At 74.7% G+C, this 14,984-nt stretch carries 14 protein-coding genes; 1 reads left to right on the top strand and 13 read right to left on the bottom strand.

Translation table 11 applies throughout. The features are described from left to right. Nucleotide 1: 1 nt before the first annotated feature. The 3 genes from ACFYV1_RS01200 to ACFYV1_RS01190 all read right to left on the bottom strand — a co-directional run bounded on the left by ACFYV1_RS01200 (nucleotide 2) and on the right by ACFYV1_RS01190 (nucleotide 2,042). Complete coding sequence (locus ACFYV1_RS01200) at nucleotides 2-826, bottom strand: SDR family oxidoreductase (RefSeq protein ID WP_389393242.1); 825 nt, start codon at nucleotides 824-826, stop codon at nucleotides 2-4. Further along, nucleotides 817-1,563: an SDR family oxidoreductase gene (locus ACFYV1_RS01195; RefSeq protein WP_389393241.1), complete on the bottom strand. Its 747-nt coding sequence runs from the start codon at nucleotides 1,561-1,563 to the stop codon at nucleotides 817-819. Before ACFYV1_RS01195 ends, ACFYV1_RS01200 begins: the two co-directional genes overlap by 10 nt. 308 nt (nucleotides 1,564-1,871) lie before the next feature. Further along, entirely contained in the window at nucleotides 1,872-2,042 is a 171-nt protein-coding gene (locus ACFYV1_RS01190) for a hypothetical protein (protein ID WP_389393240.1), read from the bottom strand. Between the two features lie 10 nt (nucleotides 2,043-2,052). Between ACFYV1_RS01190 and ACFYV1_RS01185 the strand changes: the two genes are divergently transcribed. Then, on the top strand, nucleotides 2,053-3,339 hold the full coding sequence (locus ACFYV1_RS01185; RefSeq protein WP_389393239.1) for an MFS transporter: 1,287 nt from the start codon (nucleotides 2,053-2,055) through the stop codon (nucleotides 3,337-3,339). Here ACFYV1_RS01185 and ACFYV1_RS01180 read toward each other — a convergent pair. From ACFYV1_RS01180 to ACFYV1_RS01135, 10 genes are all read right to left on the bottom strand, one after another. Next, on the bottom strand, nucleotides 3,312-4,343 hold the full coding sequence (locus ACFYV1_RS01180; RefSeq protein WP_389393238.1) for a glycosyltransferase family 9 protein: 1,032 nt from the start codon (nucleotides 4,341-4,343) through the stop codon (nucleotides 3,312-3,314). The genes ACFYV1_RS01185 and ACFYV1_RS01180 overlap by 28 nt on opposite strands. 21 nt (nucleotides 4,344-4,364) lie before the next feature. Beyond that, nucleotides 4,365-5,780 carry a D-glycero-beta-D-manno-heptose 1-phosphate adenylyltransferase gene (gene rfaE2, locus ACFYV1_RS01175; RefSeq protein WP_389393237.1) on the bottom strand — a complete coding sequence of 472 codons (1,416 nt, stop codon included), beginning with the start codon at nucleotides 5,778-5,780 and terminating at the stop codon, nucleotides 4,365-4,367. Continuing rightward, nucleotides 5,777-6,433 carry an SIS domain-containing protein gene (locus ACFYV1_RS01170; RefSeq protein WP_389393236.1) on the bottom strand — a complete coding sequence of 219 codons (657 nt, stop codon included), beginning with the start codon at nucleotides 6,431-6,433 and terminating at the stop codon, nucleotides 5,777-5,779. The genes rfaE2 and ACFYV1_RS01170 overlap by 4 nt, the downstream gene beginning before the upstream one ends. Nucleotides 6,434-6,654: 221 nt before the next feature. Beyond that, nucleotides 6,655-7,926 (bottom strand): glycosyltransferase, encoded by a 1,272-nt coding sequence (locus ACFYV1_RS01165; protein WP_389393235.1) that lies wholly within the window; start codon nucleotides 7,924-7,926, stop codon nucleotides 6,655-6,657. After that, a complete protein-coding gene (locus tag ACFYV1_RS01160) occupies nucleotides 7,923-8,888 on the bottom strand; it encodes a glycosyltransferase (protein WP_389393234.1) in 966 nt (321 codons plus the stop codon). Before ACFYV1_RS01160 ends, ACFYV1_RS01165 begins: the two co-directional genes overlap by 4 nt. After that, on the bottom strand, nucleotides 8,885-9,922 hold the full coding sequence (locus ACFYV1_RS01155; protein ID WP_389393233.1) for a glycosyltransferase family 9 protein: 1,038 nt from the start codon (nucleotides 9,920-9,922) through the stop codon (nucleotides 8,885-8,887). Before ACFYV1_RS01155 ends, ACFYV1_RS01160 begins: the two co-directional genes overlap by 4 nt. Continuing rightward, complete coding sequence (locus tag ACFYV1_RS01150; protein ID WP_389393232.1) at nucleotides 9,919-11,016, bottom strand: HAD-IIIA family hydrolase; 1,098 nt, start codon at nucleotides 11,014-11,016, stop codon at nucleotides 9,919-9,921. Before ACFYV1_RS01150 ends, ACFYV1_RS01155 begins: the two co-directional genes overlap by 4 nt. Then, the gene (locus ACFYV1_RS01145) at nucleotides 11,013-12,080 is read right to left on the bottom strand and encodes a glycosyltransferase family 2 protein (RefSeq protein WP_389393231.1); all 1,068 of its coding nucleotides are present in this window, start codon (nucleotides 12,078-12,080) and stop codon (nucleotides 11,013-11,015) included. Before ACFYV1_RS01145 ends, ACFYV1_RS01150 begins: the two co-directional genes overlap by 4 nt. Beyond that, nucleotides 12,077-13,768 (bottom strand): carbamoyltransferase, encoded by a 1,692-nt coding sequence (locus ACFYV1_RS01140; protein WP_389393230.1) that lies wholly within the window; start codon nucleotides 13,766-13,768, stop codon nucleotides 12,077-12,079. Before ACFYV1_RS01140 ends, ACFYV1_RS01145 begins: the two co-directional genes overlap by 4 nt. 96 nt (nucleotides 13,769-13,864) lie before the next feature. After that, nucleotides 13,865-14,824, bottom strand: a complete 960-nt coding sequence (locus tag ACFYV1_RS01135) for an NAD-dependent epimerase/dehydratase family protein (RefSeq protein ID WP_389393229.1) — start codon at nucleotides 14,822-14,824, stop codon at nucleotides 13,865-13,867. Nucleotides 14,825-14,984 lie beyond the last annotated feature (160 nt).

Raw genomic sequence — 14,984 nt, 5'->3', positions numbered from 1 at the left:
CTCAGGGACGGCGCCAGGAGTCGTCCCTGAGATGGGAGCCCGCCATGGGCCCCATGCGCAGCATTCCGCCGTCGACCGACCACGACGCGCCGGTGACGTAACCGGCCTCCGGACCGGTCAGGAAGGCGATCACCGCGGCGACCTCCCTCGCGTCACCGGGGCGGCGCAGCGGGATGCCGGGGCGCTCGGCGGCCCTCGGGTCCTCGTCCTCCTGGCCGGTCATCGGCGTCGCGATCTCGCCGGGCGCCACCGAGTTGACGGTGATGCCGTGCTCGGCGAGCTCGAGCGCCATCACCTGGGTGAGCAGACCGAGACCGCCCTTGGCCGCGCAGTAGGGCGCGGCACCGACCCGGGGCTGGTGCTCGTGGACCGAGGTGACGTTGACGATCCGGCCGCCGTCCCCCTGGTCGATCATCAGGCGCGCGGCCCGCTGGCTGCACAGAAAGGGGCCGACGAGGTCCACGTCGACGACCTCGCGGACCGTGCCGAGGTCCAGGTCGAGAAACGGTGTGGCAGTGCCGGTGCCCGCGTTGTTGACGAGCACGTCGAGCCGGCCCAGTTCGCCGGCGAGCCGGTCGATCACGTCGGCGGCGTCCGGGAGCACCGTCAGGTCCATACGGGCGACGGCCGCGCGACGCCCGTGGCCACGTACCTCCTCCGCCGTCGCCTGCGCCCCGTCCCTGTCGGTGTGGAAGGTGATTCCGATGTCCATGCCCGCCGCGGCGAGGCGGACCGCGGTGGCGCGTCCGATGCCGGAGTCGGAGCCGGTCACGACGGCGACCGGGGCCTGCCCGCCTCGCTGCGGGCCCACGGGCGTCACGGCCATGACGGCTCCTTCCTCGGCACGACAACCAGCTCGGACACGGCGCTGGTGTCGGGGACGGACAGCGCGTAGAGGACGGTGTCGGCCACGATGTCCGGGCTCTGCAGCATGTCGAGGTCCGCCTCGGGGAAGCGCTCGAGGATGAACGGCGTGGCCATGCCGCCCGCGATGATGCCGGTGACACCGATGCCGGGGCAGTCGCGCTGCGCCTCCTGGAAGAGCGTGTGGGTGAACGCGCGCAGGCCGGACTTGCCGGCTGCGTACGGGCCGGCCTCCGTCCATGTCCGGTTGGCCGCGGTGGAGAGGATGTTCACGATGTGACCGCCGCCACGCGCGACCATCCGGCGGTACGTCTCCAGACAGAGGAACATCGGTCCGAGCAGGTTCGTGCTGATCACCCGGGTCACCTCGTCCGCCGTCAGGTGCTCGATCGGCTTGCAGACGTCGACAGCCGCGTTGTTGACCAGGATGTCGATGTGGCCGCCGTCCTCCTCGAGCTCACGGAAGACATCCGCGACCGCGTCGGAGTCGCGTACGTCCAGCGCCACGAAGTTCGCCTTGCCCCCGTCGGCGGCGAGTTGTTCGCACAGTGCCTCCGCCAGGTCCCTGCGTACGTCCGCGACCAGTACGGATGCCCCGGCCGCGGCGAGCCCGCGGGTGATGGAGGCCCCCAGCCCTCGCGCTCCGCCGGTCACCAGTGCCTGCCTGCCGTCGAGGTCCACCTGCACTCCGCCGTCCAATGCTCTGCCTTTCCTCCGCGCCCTCGGCCCCCGCCTTCTCACTGTGACCCGCGCAACTGCGGACGGCACTCGGGGCGCGGGCCGCCCGGCCGGGCGCGATGCCTGTGAGCAAGCCCACCAGCAGTTCGCGATCCCAGTCGGCACAAGGGCTCGGTGGCCCGACGGACGTCCCCGGCGGGCCGGGCAGGAGTGCTTCTCGGGAACCGTCTGCCACGATGGTCAGCGCCATCTTGGTGGAGCGGCCGCGCAGTGCAGCCGGTGTCACAAGCTTCCGCCGCGTTCCACCACATGGGTCCCCCCGGGACTCGTCATCCGGGTGATCCGACCGTGTCTGCTTCCTCTTCCGCGCCCTCTTCCGCGCCCTCTTCCGCGTCCTCTTCCGCGCCCTCCTCCGCGTCCTCCTCCGCTGCCGCCGCCGTTCCTTCCGGCCGCCTCGCCCGGCGCCTGCTGGGCGCCAGCTCTCCGTGGCGCTGCCTCAAATACCCGAGCATGCGCTGGTGGTCCGTCGCGAACTTCGTTTCCAACGCCGGTACTTGGATGCAGCTCACCGTGCAGAACCTGCTGGTGCTCCAGATCACGGGCTCGGCCGCCGCGACGGGTCTCTCGATGTCCGTGCAGGCCGCCCCCGGACTGCTGATGAGTCTCGCGGGTGGTGCGGCCGTCGACCGCTGGCCCCGCAAGCTGACCGCGGCCGTCAGCCAGGCACTGCTCGGCGCCGTCGCCTTCCTGACGTCGTTCCTCGTGGCGGTGGACCAGCTGAACCTGGGCGTCCTGATGGCACTGGCCGCCGTCACGGGCGTCATCGCCACCGTCGACGGCCCCGCCTGCGCCCTGCTCGGCAACGACCTCGTCCGTACGGAGGACGTCCCCTCCGCGATCGGCGTCGGCTCGCTCGTCCACAACGCGGGCAGGCTGGCGGGGGCGGCCCTCGCGGGTGTGACGGTCGGCTTCCTCGGCACGGCCGCCGCGTATGCGGCGAACGGGGTCTCGTTCCTCTTCGTCACCGCCGTCATCCCGTTCCTGCGGCCGGTTGCCGGAGCCGTCCTCGCCCGTTCCGGCAAGGACGGCTCCGGCCACCCGGACGAGCAGCCCACCGTGCCGGCAGAGGACCGAAAGCAGGACCAGGACATGAGCATGCGCGAAGGGCTGAGGTACTTCGCCCGCAGGCCGCGGCTGGTCGCACTCGCCGGGGTCACCGGGCTCAGCGCCGTGCTGGGACGCAACTACCAGCTCACGCTCGCCGTGCTCGTCGTCGGGCCGCTCGCCGGCGGGGCGGGGGCGTTCGGCACCGTCTCCACCGTGCTGGCCGTCGGCGGCATCCTCGGCGCGGTGCTCGGAGCCCGGCTGCGCCGGCCGTCCGTGCGGCTGGTGGGCGTCCTGGCAGCCGCCGGCGGTGTGCTGCAGATCGTCGCCGGGCTCTCGCCGTCGCTCGCGGTGCTGCTGGTCGTCGTGCTGCCCATGGCCGTGGTGGAGTCGGTCTCCGACACCGCGGGGACCACCGTGCTGCAGACCGATCCGCCGCCGCACATGCGGGGCCGCGTCCTGGGCGTCTGGGGCAGTGTCAAGACGGTGTGGGGTCTGGCGGGGCCGCCGGCGCTGGGTCTGCTCATGGAGCTGGCCGGGGCGCGCGGTGCCCTGGTCACCGGCGGGCTGCTGATCGCCGGTGCCATCGCGGCCGGCTACCTGCTGCGCGAGCGCCGCGGTTCCGGGCCGGTGGCCGTACGGACCGAGGACTCCGCCCCGATCCCTCAGCCGGCGCTGGGCACCGCTGCCTGAGCCGTGCCCGGACCGGTCGGCGCCGGCGGCGGCAGGGTGCGTACGGCTTCCAGCACCTCGGCGGCGGTGATGCGCAGCAGCCGCTCGTCGGGCCGGTCGCCGTGCGCGTCCCCAGGACGGGGATCGTCGTCGGCGCCGGGGTGCCACAGGACCCGGTGGCGCGGCCGGGCCGGCGGACCCCAGAGACGGGGTGCCACCGGGCCGAACAGCGTGACGGACGGGGTGCCGAGCGCGGTCGCCAGGTGGGCCGGTCCGGTGTCCCCCGCCACCACGCAGCGGGCGTGGGCGATCAGCGCGGCCAGCGTGCCGAACGCGACGTCGCCGCCGGTCCCGCCGAAGACCGCGCCTCGCGCCAGTCCCGCCCGGTCGGCCACCGAAGCCGCCAGCCGCCCCTCCGCCGCCCCGGCCGTCACCACGACCCGGTGTCCGGCGCGGCTCAGCTCCCGTGCCACGTCGGCGAACCGCTCGGCGGGCCAGCAGCGGGCGGGGGCGTCCGCGCCGGGGTGCAGCACGACGGCTCCGGGGGCGGGCGAGGGCGCCGTCGGCGCCGGCACGACCAGGTCGTCGGGGTCGGCCGGCAGACCGTACCCCTTGAGCAGCCGGCACCAGCGCTCCCGTTCGTGTTCGTCGTCCCGCCACTCGGGCGCGTCCGGCTGTGCGTAGGCGTACAGGCGGCGCGGACGGAGAGCGGCGAGCAGCCCGCGGCTCTCGGGGCCGTTGCCGTGCAGGTCCACGGCGAGGTCGGGAGCGGGGCCCGCCCAGCCCAGTTCGGCGGGTACGGCCCGGCCGGCGGCGGAGGTGGCCAGCAGCCGGTCCACCAGTCCGGTCGCCGCAACGGCCCCGGCCAGCCGCGCGGGGGCGGCCAGCACGAGGTCGTGGTCCGGCATGGCCCGCCGCAGGGCACGCAGCGCGGGTACGCCGGCCAGCAGGTCCCCCAGCCCGAGCGCCCGCAGCACCAGGATCCGCGGGCGGGCGCCGCCGGGGCGCCGCGCGTTCGTGGTCATCTCGGCCTCCTGTGCGGCGGATCAGCGCGACGGGCTCCGCACGGCGGCGGCCTGGGACTCGGCCGCGCGGCGGGCCAGCAGGGTGGTGGAGCGGCCGTCGAGGTACGGCAGCACGACGGCCTGTCCGCCCCATGCCCGTACGACGTCGGCCTCCGGAAGTTCCTCGACGGCGTAGTCACCGCCCTTCACCCAGACGTCGGGCCGCAGTCGGTTCAGCAGCGCGATCGGGGTGTCCTCGTCGAAGACCGCGACGGCGTCCACACTGCCGAGGCCGGCGAGCACCCGGGCCCGGTCCTCCACCGGGTTGAGCGGGCGGCCCGGACCCTTGCGGCGGGTGATCGACTCGTCCGAGTTGACGCAGACGACGAGGCAGTCGCCGATGCGCCGCGCGCTCTCCAGCAGCCCCACATGACCGGCGTGCAGCAGGTCGAAGCAGCCGCCGGTGGCGACCACCGTCCCGCCGCGCGCCCGGACGCGTTCCACCAGGGCGAACGGGTCCTTCTCCACGACCCGCGCCGGGCGGGCCGGGACCGCCGTGCGCCACAGGTCCGTGTTGCCCGCGCCGCCCGCCGCCACGAACGCCGCCGCCCGGACGACGGCCCGCTGGACCGCCTCCTCCGGCAGGGCGCCGCCGACCAGTTCGGCGGCCGTCGCGGCCGCGAAGCAGTCACCCGCTCCGCATGTGTCGCCGACCGCCCGGTACGGGGCGGGGACCAGCATCGGCGTCCCGTCGCCGGGCGCGGTCAGCAGCACGCCGCGGTCGCCGAGGGTGACGGCCACGGCCGCCGCCCGCCACCGCTCCGCCAGCCGTCTGCCGTACTCGGCGAAGTCCCGCAGCGACCGGCCCGCCCCGGCGGCGGGTTCGGTCGTCAGGGACGAGACCTCCGCCGCGTTGGGCGTGACGATCCGCGCGCCGGGCACGGGCGCGTCCCCGTTGGGATGCGGGTCCCACACCAGCGGGACCCGGTGCGCGGCCGCCGCCAGGTGCTCCCGGACGGCGCCGGCCGTGCCCCGCCCGTAGTCGGCGACGAGAACGGTGTGCGCGTCGGCCAGCGCGGTGAGCACCGCGTCGTCGGGTTCACCGGGCGTGCCGCCTCCGCGGTCGATCCGTACGAGGGGCCGACCGCCCGCGATCACGCGGGTCTTGACCGGCAGTGTGCCGTTCAGCGGCACCTCCACGAGCCGGACCCTTCCGCACAGCGCACGGCGTACCGCCTCGCTGGCCGGGTCGTCGCCGAGAGCGGTCACCAAGGCCACCTCGCAGCCGGACCGAGCGGCCAGTACGGCGGCGAGTCCCGCGCCGCCGGGGCGGCGCAGGTCGCTGCGCACGTCGACGACGGGCGCGGGGGCGTCGGGGGCGAGCCGGGCGGCGACGCCGGAGATGTCCTCGTCCAGCAGGACGTCCCCGACCACGACGAGCGGTCCCCGGGTGCTCACGACATCCTCCGGCGGGCGACGGCGGCCTGGGTCGCGGACGCCCCCGGGGCGCGCCGTACGGTCGACGCGGGCGCGGCGCTCGCCAGGTCGAACGCCTCGCAGAGCAGGTGGACGGCGACGAGATGCGCCTCCTGCACGGTCGCGGCGGAGTCCGCGTCGACGCAGAGCGCCTCGTCGGCGGCCTCCGCCAGTACGTTGGGGCGCGGTCCGGTCATCGCCCACACCCTCAGTCCGGCCGCCCGTCCGGTCGCGGCCGCGCTGATCAGGTTGGCGCTGCCGCCGGACGTGGACAGCAGTACGAGGATGTCGCCGGGGCGGCCGTGGGCCTCGACCTGCCGGGTGAAGACCTGGTCGAAGCCGTAGTCGTTGGCGATGGCGGTGATGCTGGACGTCTCCGCGTGCAGGGCGACGGCGGAGTGGGCGGGCCGTTCGTCGCGGTAGCGGCCGACGAGTTCCGCGGTCAGATGCTGCGCCTGGGCGGCGCTGCCGCCGTTGCCGGCGGCCAGCAGCCGGCCGCCGACCGGCAGGACCGCGGCGAGGTGGCCGCCCCATGCGGTGATCTGCCCCAGGTTCTGGTGGCGGAACCGGACGAGCGCGTCCTGGAGCGACTGGCAGTGCCGGTGCGCGGCCTCGCTTGCAAGGGCTTCGTTCATGCTGGTCGGGGCGGCCGGGCGTCCAGGGGACGACGGCCGCTCCCGCACCTCCTTCGAACGTCGGTGCTGCGCGGTCTCGTTGGCGGTCGGTCGGCGGTCTCGTCGGAAATCAGCGGTCTCGTAGTCGGTCCGTGGTCGGTCAGGGTCGGTCAGGGTCGGTCCGTGGTCGGTCCGTGGTCGGTCCGTGGTCGGTCCGTGGTCGCTCCGGCGGCAGGCCCGGGTCACATCACCCCGGTCGCCCGGGGCACCCCGGAGACCCCTCTCGGGGCGGGCCGTGCGGCCAGGGCCCCGGCGTACACGCTCTCGGTGGCGGCGGCGATCCCCGTCCAGCTGTACCGGCCGAGGACCCGTCGCCGTCCCGCCGCTCCGCACGCCTCCCGCGCCACAGGGTCGGCGAGCAGGCCGGCCACGGCCCGGGCGAGCGCGTCGGGGTCGCGGGGTGGCACGAGCCGCCCCGTGTCCGGGTCGGCGACGGTGTCGAGCTGGCCGCCGACGGCCGTCGCGACGACGGGCCTGCCGCACGCCATCGCCTCCAGGGGGACGATCCCGAACGGCTCGTAGTCGCCGGGGCACAGCACCACGTCGGCGCTGCGCAGCAGCGGCGCGATGTCCTCACCGGCGACGGCCCCGGTGAAGACGACCCGGTCGGCGACCCCGAGGCCGTACGCCAGGTCGCGCAGCCGGCTCACTTCCGGGTCGTCCTCGAGCCGGCCGGGCGGCGGGCCGCCGACCACGAGCAGTTCGACGCCGGGCAGCCGGGTCAGCGCGGTGATGGACACGGCGGCGCCCTTGCGCGGGACCACCCGTCCCACCTGGATCAGTCGGTGGCGCTGGGCGCCGCGTTCCGCGACCGGCCCGTCCGGCGTGAACTGGTCGGTGTCGACACCGCACGGCACCACATCGACCTTGTCGGCGGGGAGGCCCATGGCGGCGAGCTCCACGACCTCGTCGCGGCATGTGGCGATGATCCGGTCGCAGCCGGTGCCGACCTCCTTCTCGCAGGCGATCCGGGCCGGCGGGCTGGTGTCCGCGTGCCGCTGGTTGCGCCGCTTGACGGTGCCGAGCGCGTGGAAGGTGTGCACCAGCGGCAGCCCGAGTTCCCGTACGGCGTGCAGCGACGCGAGGCCCGACATCCAGAAGTGCGAGTGCACCACGTCGGGAGGGCGGGTCTGCCAGTCACGGGCCAGGTGACGGCCGAAGCCGAGCATGTGGGGCAGCAGTTCGTCCTTGGGTATCGCCTCCGGGGGCCCGGCGGGCACATGCCGGACATCGACTCCGGCACGCAGCGGCATCAGGTCGGGCAGGTCGCGCCGGTCACGGCGTGTGTAGACGGTGACCCGGTGGCCGCGGTCGGCGAGAGCGCCCGCAAGGCGTGCGACATGGACGTTCTGGCCGCCCGCGTCGATTCCGCCGAGGGCGGCGAGCGGACTGGCGTGCTCGGACACGAGCGCGATGGACAGCGCTTCCGTGCCGATGAGATCGCGATCGGTCATGCGCGCACCTCCGTCATCAGGCGTTCCCAGTCGTCGAGGAAGCGTTTGAGGCCGTAGCGCCGGAGCGCCGCCTGGCGGGCCCTGGCGCCGTCCTCCGCCGCGGCCTCCGGTTCGTGGAGATACCGCCGGGCGGCCCGTGCCAGCTCCTCCGGCCGGGTGGACAGCGTTCCGGTGCCGGCGGGGACCGCTTCGACGGCCTCCGTGGTGGCGAGGGCGACGACCGGCATTCCCAGGTGCATGGCCTCCAGCAGCGACAGGCCGAGGGAGGTCCAGCGCACAGGGTGGAGATACATGCGCCGCTCCGCCATGGCGCCGTGGAGTTCGTCCTGCGGAAGGTCGGCGGTGCGGCAGCGGGACTCCGGCAGACCGAGGTGCTCCGCGAGACCCTCGGTACGCATGCCGAAGACGTCCAGCGGGGCCGCCTGCGCCAGCGCGGGCAGCAGATCGGTTCCGGTGTGACGGCCGCGCCGTACGGGCTCGTTGACGACGACCGCCGCGCGGGCCAGCCGGCCCGTGTAGAGGTGGCCGGGGTCGACGATGCCGTGTTCGACGACTTCCGTGCGGGTCCGGCCGTTGTCCCAGAACAACCGGTTGAAGTGCGTGACGTGCACCAGCGTCAGGTCGTCGCGATCCGCACACGGGTGCCGGGTCGCGGGTACGTCGCCGTCCGGCGCGTTGTGCTCGAGGTAGACGGCCGGTACGTCACGGCCGGGGCGTCTCCCGCCGAGCCAGCGCTCGGCGAGCTCCGACTCGTGCGGCCGCTGCAGTACGACCATGTCGACGGCCTCGTCGCGCAGTTGCTCCGGTGTCACCTCCCGCACCGAATCCGGCCAGGCGAAGGTCCGGGCCCGCCCGAGGCCGTCGGGTCCCCGGTCGGGAGTGACCGGAACGAGATAGGTGTGCGGGCCCTGCACGAACGCCGTCGTCCAGGAGCCGTGCACGTGCCACAGCAGAATGTTCATCGTCGCGCGCCTCGTTCCTCTTCCGTCGCGCCGAGGGCCGCCACGGCGGCGAGCACCTCCGCGTTGCCGACACCGTCGAGACAGGGATGGCCGGGGACCGGACAACCGCGCGCCCTGCTCCCCGCGCACCCGGCGGCCTGATCGCCGAGCAGTACGTGCGGCACGTTGTAGGGGCGCCAGCGCTCGGCCGGCACGACCGGGGCGAACAGGCAGGCGACCGGCGTGCCGACGGCCGCGGCGAGATGCCCCGGCCCGGTGTTGCCGACCACGGCGACCCGCGCGCCGGCGAGCACGCCCGCCAGTTGGTGGAAGTCCGTCAGACCGCCGAGATCGAGCGCGTGGTCGGCGGCGACCGCCGCGGTGAGGTCCTTCTCCGCGCGACCACCCGTCACGACGACCCGGTGACCGGCGGCGGAGAGCGCGGCGGCCGCCCTTGCCGCCCGCTCCGCGCTCCACGCGCGCGCGGGCACGGCCGCCCCCGGGTGCAGCACCACGTACGGCTCCGGCCCGGTCAGGTGTCCGGTCCCGGGCGGCGCCCCGACGCGCAGGGCGCCGTCGTCGCCGGGCGGCAGGGCGAACCCGAAGTCGAGGGCCAGATCCAGCGCCGCCTCCACCTCGTGGCGGTGCGGCCTCCGGTGGTGCCTCAGGTCCAGCAGCGCGCCGGGGTAGTCCTCGCTGTCCGCGGCGATCCGCCCGACGCCGGCCAGCTTCAGCAGCAGCGCGGCGGGCAGCGGGCTCTGGTGGTGGGAGACGAGGATCAGCGCCCGGTCGTAACGGCCGGCCCGCAGCCGCTCCAGCAGTTGCCGGGTGGCCTCGTACGACACAGGTGCCGGTTCGAGACCGACCCAAGGGGCGTCGTGCACCAGCACCTCGTCCACCCCGGGCAGCAGATGCGCGGCGTGCACGCCGAGCGGGCCGCAGAGCATGGCGGTGTGCGAAGAGCCCGCCGCGACGGCCCTGACCGCGGGGCCGGCCAGCAGCACGTCGCCGGCGCTGTCGAGCCGCACGACCAGCGTCCTCGGTCGCCCGTTCATCGCGCCTCCTGCGTCAGGGCCCGTTGCGGGGCGGGGTCGGGTGCCGCGGACGCTGCGCCTTCCCCGGCCAGATCGTCGGCGAGCGCGACCGGGCGGCCCGCTCCCCCAGGTGCCCCGGAACCGGCCGCCACCGTGGGACACGGCCCTCCCCCACCAGGCGCGGCCGACCGCTTCCGCACGGGCCGGGCCGCCGGCCCATCCGTACGATCCCCGGCCGCCCCGGCGGGATCATTCGCGGCGGCGACTGCCCCCGGACCAAAAGCCATGCCCGGCACGCAGGTTGCCGGACCGAAGGACGAGGCCGTCACAGGGGTCGCCGGGACGCGAGGCGTCACCGGCACGGACGTTGCCGAACCAACGGGCATGCCCGGCACGGACGTTGCCGGACCAAAAGGCGCGCCCGGCACGGAGGTTGCCGGGCCGGGGCCGAGCGGCTTCGCGCCTCCGCGGTGCGGCTGCGGCGCGGGGCGGCGGCATCGTGCCGTCGGGTCCAGGACCAGCCGTACCGCCCCCAGCACGTCGAGGGCCGTGTCGTGTGCGGCTGTGACTTCCTCCGGGCGGGTGGCCGCCGTGGGGACCAGGACCCCGCGCGAGCCCGCGGCGGTGGCGGCGTCCACGTCGGAGCCGATGTCGCCGATGACGGCCGTGCGCGCCGGGCACACACCGAGCCGGTCGCACGCCGCGAGCACGAGCCCGGGCGCGGGCTTGCGGCACCCGCAGCCGTCGTCCGGTCCGTGCGGGCAGACCGCCCACACGGCGAACGGTCCGAGGAGCGCGTCGATCCTCCGCTGCACGGCGGCCACTTGACGGTAGGTCAGCAGACCGCGGGCCACGCCCGACTGGTTGCTGACGACGCCGACCGGTATTCCGAGCGCCCGCACGGCGGCGAGTGCCTCCGCCACCGACGGCATCGGCACGACCCGTGACGGGTCGCCGTTGTAGGGGACGTCGGCGACGAGCGTGCCGTCACGGTCGAAGAGGACCGCGACGGGCAGGCCCACGGCGTCCGGTGGCGGCACGGTGCAGCGCGCGGCGGCCGGACCGGTGAAGAGCCACGGGCCGTCGGCGGTCGGGACCGAGCACGGGGCGCTCATGGCAGCACCGCTTCCCTGGCCGGCCGGTCAGCGGAGCTCTGGAACGTGACCGGACCGGACCGCCGCGCCGGCGGCGTGATGCGGTGGCGCAGGTGCGCGCCGATCCAGTGCCAGGCGGCCACGGGCGGAATGAGTGCGCTGGTCAGCGCCATCGACACGACCTCGTCACGGGTTCTGGGCCCGGGCGCGATCCTGGCCCAGGCGAACTCGGCCGTTCCGGCGAGCCACAGCGCGGCGCACACCGTGGCCGCGGCGGGCCTGGCCAGCGCCGCGCAGGAGAGCGCCGCCGCCCCGGCGGCGGTCACCGCGAGGTGCCCGGGCAGGCGCCCCCGTGGCGCGTCCGCCCGCTGCCACCAGTCGCTGCCGTGCAGCCGGTTCATGAGAACGTCGTCGGCGTTCCCGGCCTGGACGCGTACGGAGACCCAGCGGCCGGCCGGCCGCACCGGGTGGGTGGTGCTGCGGGTGCCCGCCGTCAGCGCCCAGCCGGCGGCCTGGACCCGCAGGGCGAGGTCGGCGTCCTCACGGAATGCCCGGGGGAAGCGTTCGTCGAAGCCGCCGACGGCCTCCAGAGCCTCGCGCCGGTAGGCCATGTCGGCGGTGATCCAGCGGGCGGTGGCGAGCCCCGCGGTGTTGCGTTCCCAGTCGGTGGGAGCGCGGTCGGCGGGCAGTGGCACGTCGATCCGGGCGGTGACCCCGCCGGTGCGGTGTCCCGCGCCGGCGAGGTCGCGGGCCAGGTCTTCGCACCAGGTGGGCCCCGGCACCACGTCGTCGTCGAGGAAGACGATCCACGGCAGGGGGCCGGCCACCCGCAGGCCGGTGTTGCGGGCCGCGGCGGGACCCCGCGCCCGGCCCGGCACCACCGAGGTGACGGGTCTCAGCGTCGCCGGGATCTCGACCGGGAGCGGGACGCGCGGGGCGCCGCGGCGGTCGTCGACGAGGACCACGCGGGACGGACCGGGCCCGGCGGCGGCGGACAGCGCCCGCAGGCAGGCGCTCAGGCTGGGCCGGCCGAGGGTCGGTATCACCACGGTGTAGCGCGGGGGCGCGGCCCCGTGCCCGGTCATCGTGCCGCTCCCGTGCCCGCGGCGTCCGCGTCGTCCGCGTCGTCGCAGCGGCGGAAGAAGTCGCAGCGCCGGATGGCGTACGGGCCGATGGCCAGCAGGTCGACGGGTGAGGAGCCGAAGCATTCGAGGGCGTCGCGGGGATCGTCGACCATGGGCCGGCCGGCGGTGTTCAAACTGGTGTTGACGACGACGGGCAGCCCGGTGAGCCGCTCGAACTCGCCGAGCATCCTGGCCACCAGGGGTTCACGGTTCCGGTCGACGGTCTGGATGCGTGCGGTCCCGTCGACATGGACGACGGCCGGGATGCGTTCCCGCCAGGCGGGGGCCACGTCGTGGACGAAGAGCATGTACGGGCTGGGCATGGGGCCGTCGAACATCTCGGGTGCACGTTCTGCGAGCACCATCGGGGCGACCGGCCGGAACTGTTCGCGGCCCTTGACGTCGTTGAGGCGTTCGAGGTTGCCGGCGTGGCCGGGGTGGGCGAGCAGCGACCGGTGGCCGAGCGCCCTCGGGCCGTACTCGGAACGCCCCTGGAACCACGCGACGATCGCGTTGTCGGCGAGGGCCTCCGCGACGGTCGCGGCGATGTCGGCGGGACGGTCGAACGGCACGGCGGCGGTCTTCAGCCAGGCCCCGAGCTCCGCGTCGGACCAGTCCCTGCCGAGGTCGGCGCCGTCCATGGGCACCGGGTCGTCGCCTTCACCGGCCGCCAGCAACAGGGCTCCGCCGAGGGCGGTGCCGGCATCACCGGCAGCGGGCTGCACCCACACGCGGGAGAACGGACCCTCCCGCGCGATACGGGAGTTGGCCACGCAGTTGAGGGCGACTCCGCCGGCCAGGGTGAGCAGGCTGTCGTGCGTCACTCCGTGCAGCCGGCGCACGAGGTCGAGCATGGTCTCCTCGAGGACCGCCTGCGCGCCGGCGGCGAGGTCCGCGTGCTCCTGGGTCCATGCCTCCTCGGAGCCTCGGGGCGCGCAGAACTGGTGCCAGGGCACGCCGGTGGCGCGGAAACCGCCGTCCCCGGTGGGGTGGACGTACTTGCGCAGCTCGCCGAGCATCCGGGGCGTGCCGTGCGAGGCAAGGGCCATCACCTTGAACTCGTCGGACGAGCGCAGGAATCCGAGGTGCTCGGTGAGCTCCTCGTAGACGAGCCCCAGGGAGTGGGGCAGTTCCTGCGCGTGCAGCGCCTCCAGCCGGCCGTGGACACGGCGCGCGGCGAGGTGCGAGGCGCGCTCGCCGCGGCCGTCGAGGACGAGGACGGAGGAGGTGTCGGCGTCGGACGCGGCGAAGGCCGCGGAGGCGGCGTGCGCCATGTGGTGCGGTACGAAGCGGACGATGTCCGGGTCGAGTCCCGGCAGCGCTGTCTGCAGGAAGCCGGGGGCCTCCCGCGCGTAGGCGAGCCGCAGATGGTCCCAGGGGTCGTCGAGGCCCATGGCGTCGGTCGGCCTCGCCAGCGACGGGTCGAAGGAGTACGCCACGGCGTCGAGGTCCTGGGGCCGCAGTCCGGCCCGCTTCAGGCACCACGCGGCGGCCTGTTCGGGCAGTTCCCAGGCGGAGAAGGGCAGTGGCCGCTTGCCGTGTTTACGTCGGGAGAAGCGTTCCTCCTCTGCCGCGGCGACGGTTCTGCCGTCGATGACGAGGGCGGCGGCGGGGTCATGGAAGAGAGCGTTGATTCCGAGAATGCGCATGCCAGTCACAGGCCTTTCGACAAGCCGCGTCCGAGGCTGCCCCGGCGCGTGCCGGGGGCCCCGGCCGCACAGGCGTCCGGGCAGTCGTTGCGTGGGTCAGTCGGCCCGCTCGCGGAACCAGGCGATGGTGCGACGCAGGCCCTCCTCGGCACCGACCACGGGCTCCCACTCGAGCTTGTCGCGGGCGAGGGTGATGTCCGGGCAGCGCACGGCGGGATCGTCCGTCGGCCGTTCGATGAAGCGGACCTCGGAGGCGGATCCGGCGAGTTCGACGACGAGGCGGGCGAGGTCGAGCATGGTGATCTCGGTCGGATTGCCGATGTTCACCGGGCCCCGCAGCCCGTGGGCGGCCGCTGCGAGGATGCCTCGTACGGTGTCGTCGACGTAGCAGAGGGACCGGGTCTGGCGGCCGTCACCGGTGACGGTGAGGGGCTCGCCCGCCAGCGCCTGGCGGACGAAGGTGGGGACCGCGCGGCCGTCGTAGCCGCGCATCCGGGGGCCGTAGGTGTTGAACAGGCGCACGATGCCGGTGTCCGTGCCGTGTGCGTCGGCCTGCGCGGTGGTCAGTGCCTCGCCGAAGCGCTTCGCCTCGTCGTACACGCTCCGGGGGCCGACCGGGTTGACGTTGCCCCAGTAGCGCTCGTTCTGCGGGTGCTGCTGGGGGTCGCCGTAGACCTCGGAGGTGGAGGCCAGCAGAAAGCGGGCTCCGAAGGCGTGGGCGAGTGCCAGAGCGTTGCGGGTGCCGAGGCTGCCCGCCTCCATGGTGTGCAGCGGCAGCCGCAGGTAGTCGGCGGGCGATGCCGGGGAGGCGAAGTGCAGGACCAGGTCGGGAGGCCGGTCGACGGTGAACGGCTCCGAGACGCTGGCACGCACGAACTCGAAACCGGGGCGGTCGCGCAGCGCGGCCACGTTCTCCGGCCGTCCCGTGCTGAGGTCGTCGACGCAGGTGACCGCGGTACCGGAGTCCAGCAGTGCCGTGCACAGGTGCGAGCCGACGAAGCCCGCCCCGCCGGTGACGACTGCGTGTTTCCAGGTGCGTGAGAAGGCGGCGTTCATTCGATCTCCTCCGTACGGGCGGTGCGTCGGGTACGTGTCGTGCGTCGGTCATCAGCGTCGGACGCTTCAGGAGGCGGGGCGCGGTTCACGTACTGCATTCGAGTGAGCCACGGAACGTGAGCGGGGACCCCGCCGCGCAGCCGGCCGGTGAAAGGAACGC

The sequence above is a fragment of the Streptomyces sp. NPDC003023 genome, from assembly GCF_042888225.1.
Lineage (GTDB): Bacteria > Actinomycetota > Actinomycetes > Streptomycetales > Streptomycetaceae > Streptomyces.
Note: the sequence above shows the minus strand (reverse complement) of the source record. Positions and strands in the feature narration are given on the sequence as shown.

Excerpts from the sequence above, each read along its gene's own strand:
- ACFYV1_RS01200 (WP_389393242.1), bottom strand. The coding sequence starts at position 826 with ATGGCCGTGACGCCCGTGGGCCCGCAGCGAGGCGGGCAGGCCCCGGTC.
- ACFYV1_RS01185 (WP_389393239.1), top strand. The coding sequence starts at position 2,053 with ATGCGCTGGTGGTCCGTCGCGAACTTCGTTTCCAACGCCGGTACTTGG.
- ACFYV1_RS01180 (WP_389393238.1), bottom strand. The coding sequence starts at position 4,343 with ATGACCACGAACGCGCGGCGCCCCGGCGGCGCCCGCCCGCGGATCCTG.
- ACFYV1_RS01170 (WP_389393236.1), bottom strand. The coding sequence starts at position 6,433 with ATGAACGAAGCCCTTGCAAGCGAGGCCGCGCACCGGCACTGCCAGTCG.
- ACFYV1_RS01165 (WP_389393235.1), bottom strand. The coding sequence starts at position 7,926 with ATGACCGATCGCGATCTCATCGGCACGGAAGCGCTGTCCATCGCGCTC.
- ACFYV1_RS01160 (WP_389393234.1), bottom strand. The coding sequence starts at position 8,888 with ATGAACATTCTGCTGTGGCACGTGCACGGCTCCTGGACGACGGCGTTC.
- ACFYV1_RS01155 (WP_389393233.1), bottom strand. The coding sequence starts at position 9,922 with ATGAACGGGCGACCGAGGACGCTGGTCGTGCGGCTCGACAGCGCCGGC.
- ACFYV1_RS01150 (WP_389393232.1), bottom strand. The coding sequence starts at position 11,016 with ATGAGCGCCCCGTGCTCGGTCCCGACCGCCGACGGCCCGTGGCTCTTC.
- ACFYV1_RS01145 (WP_389393231.1), bottom strand. The coding sequence starts at position 12,080 with ATGACCGGGCACGGGGCCGCGCCCCCGCGCTACACCGTGGTGATACCG.
- ACFYV1_RS01140 (WP_389393230.1), bottom strand. The coding sequence starts at position 13,768 with ATGCGCATTCTCGGAATCAACGCTCTCTTCCATGACCCCGCCGCCGCC.
- ACFYV1_RS01135 (WP_389393229.1), bottom strand. The coding sequence starts at position 14,824 with ATGAACGCCGCCTTCTCACGCACCTGGAAACACGCAGTCGTCACCGGC.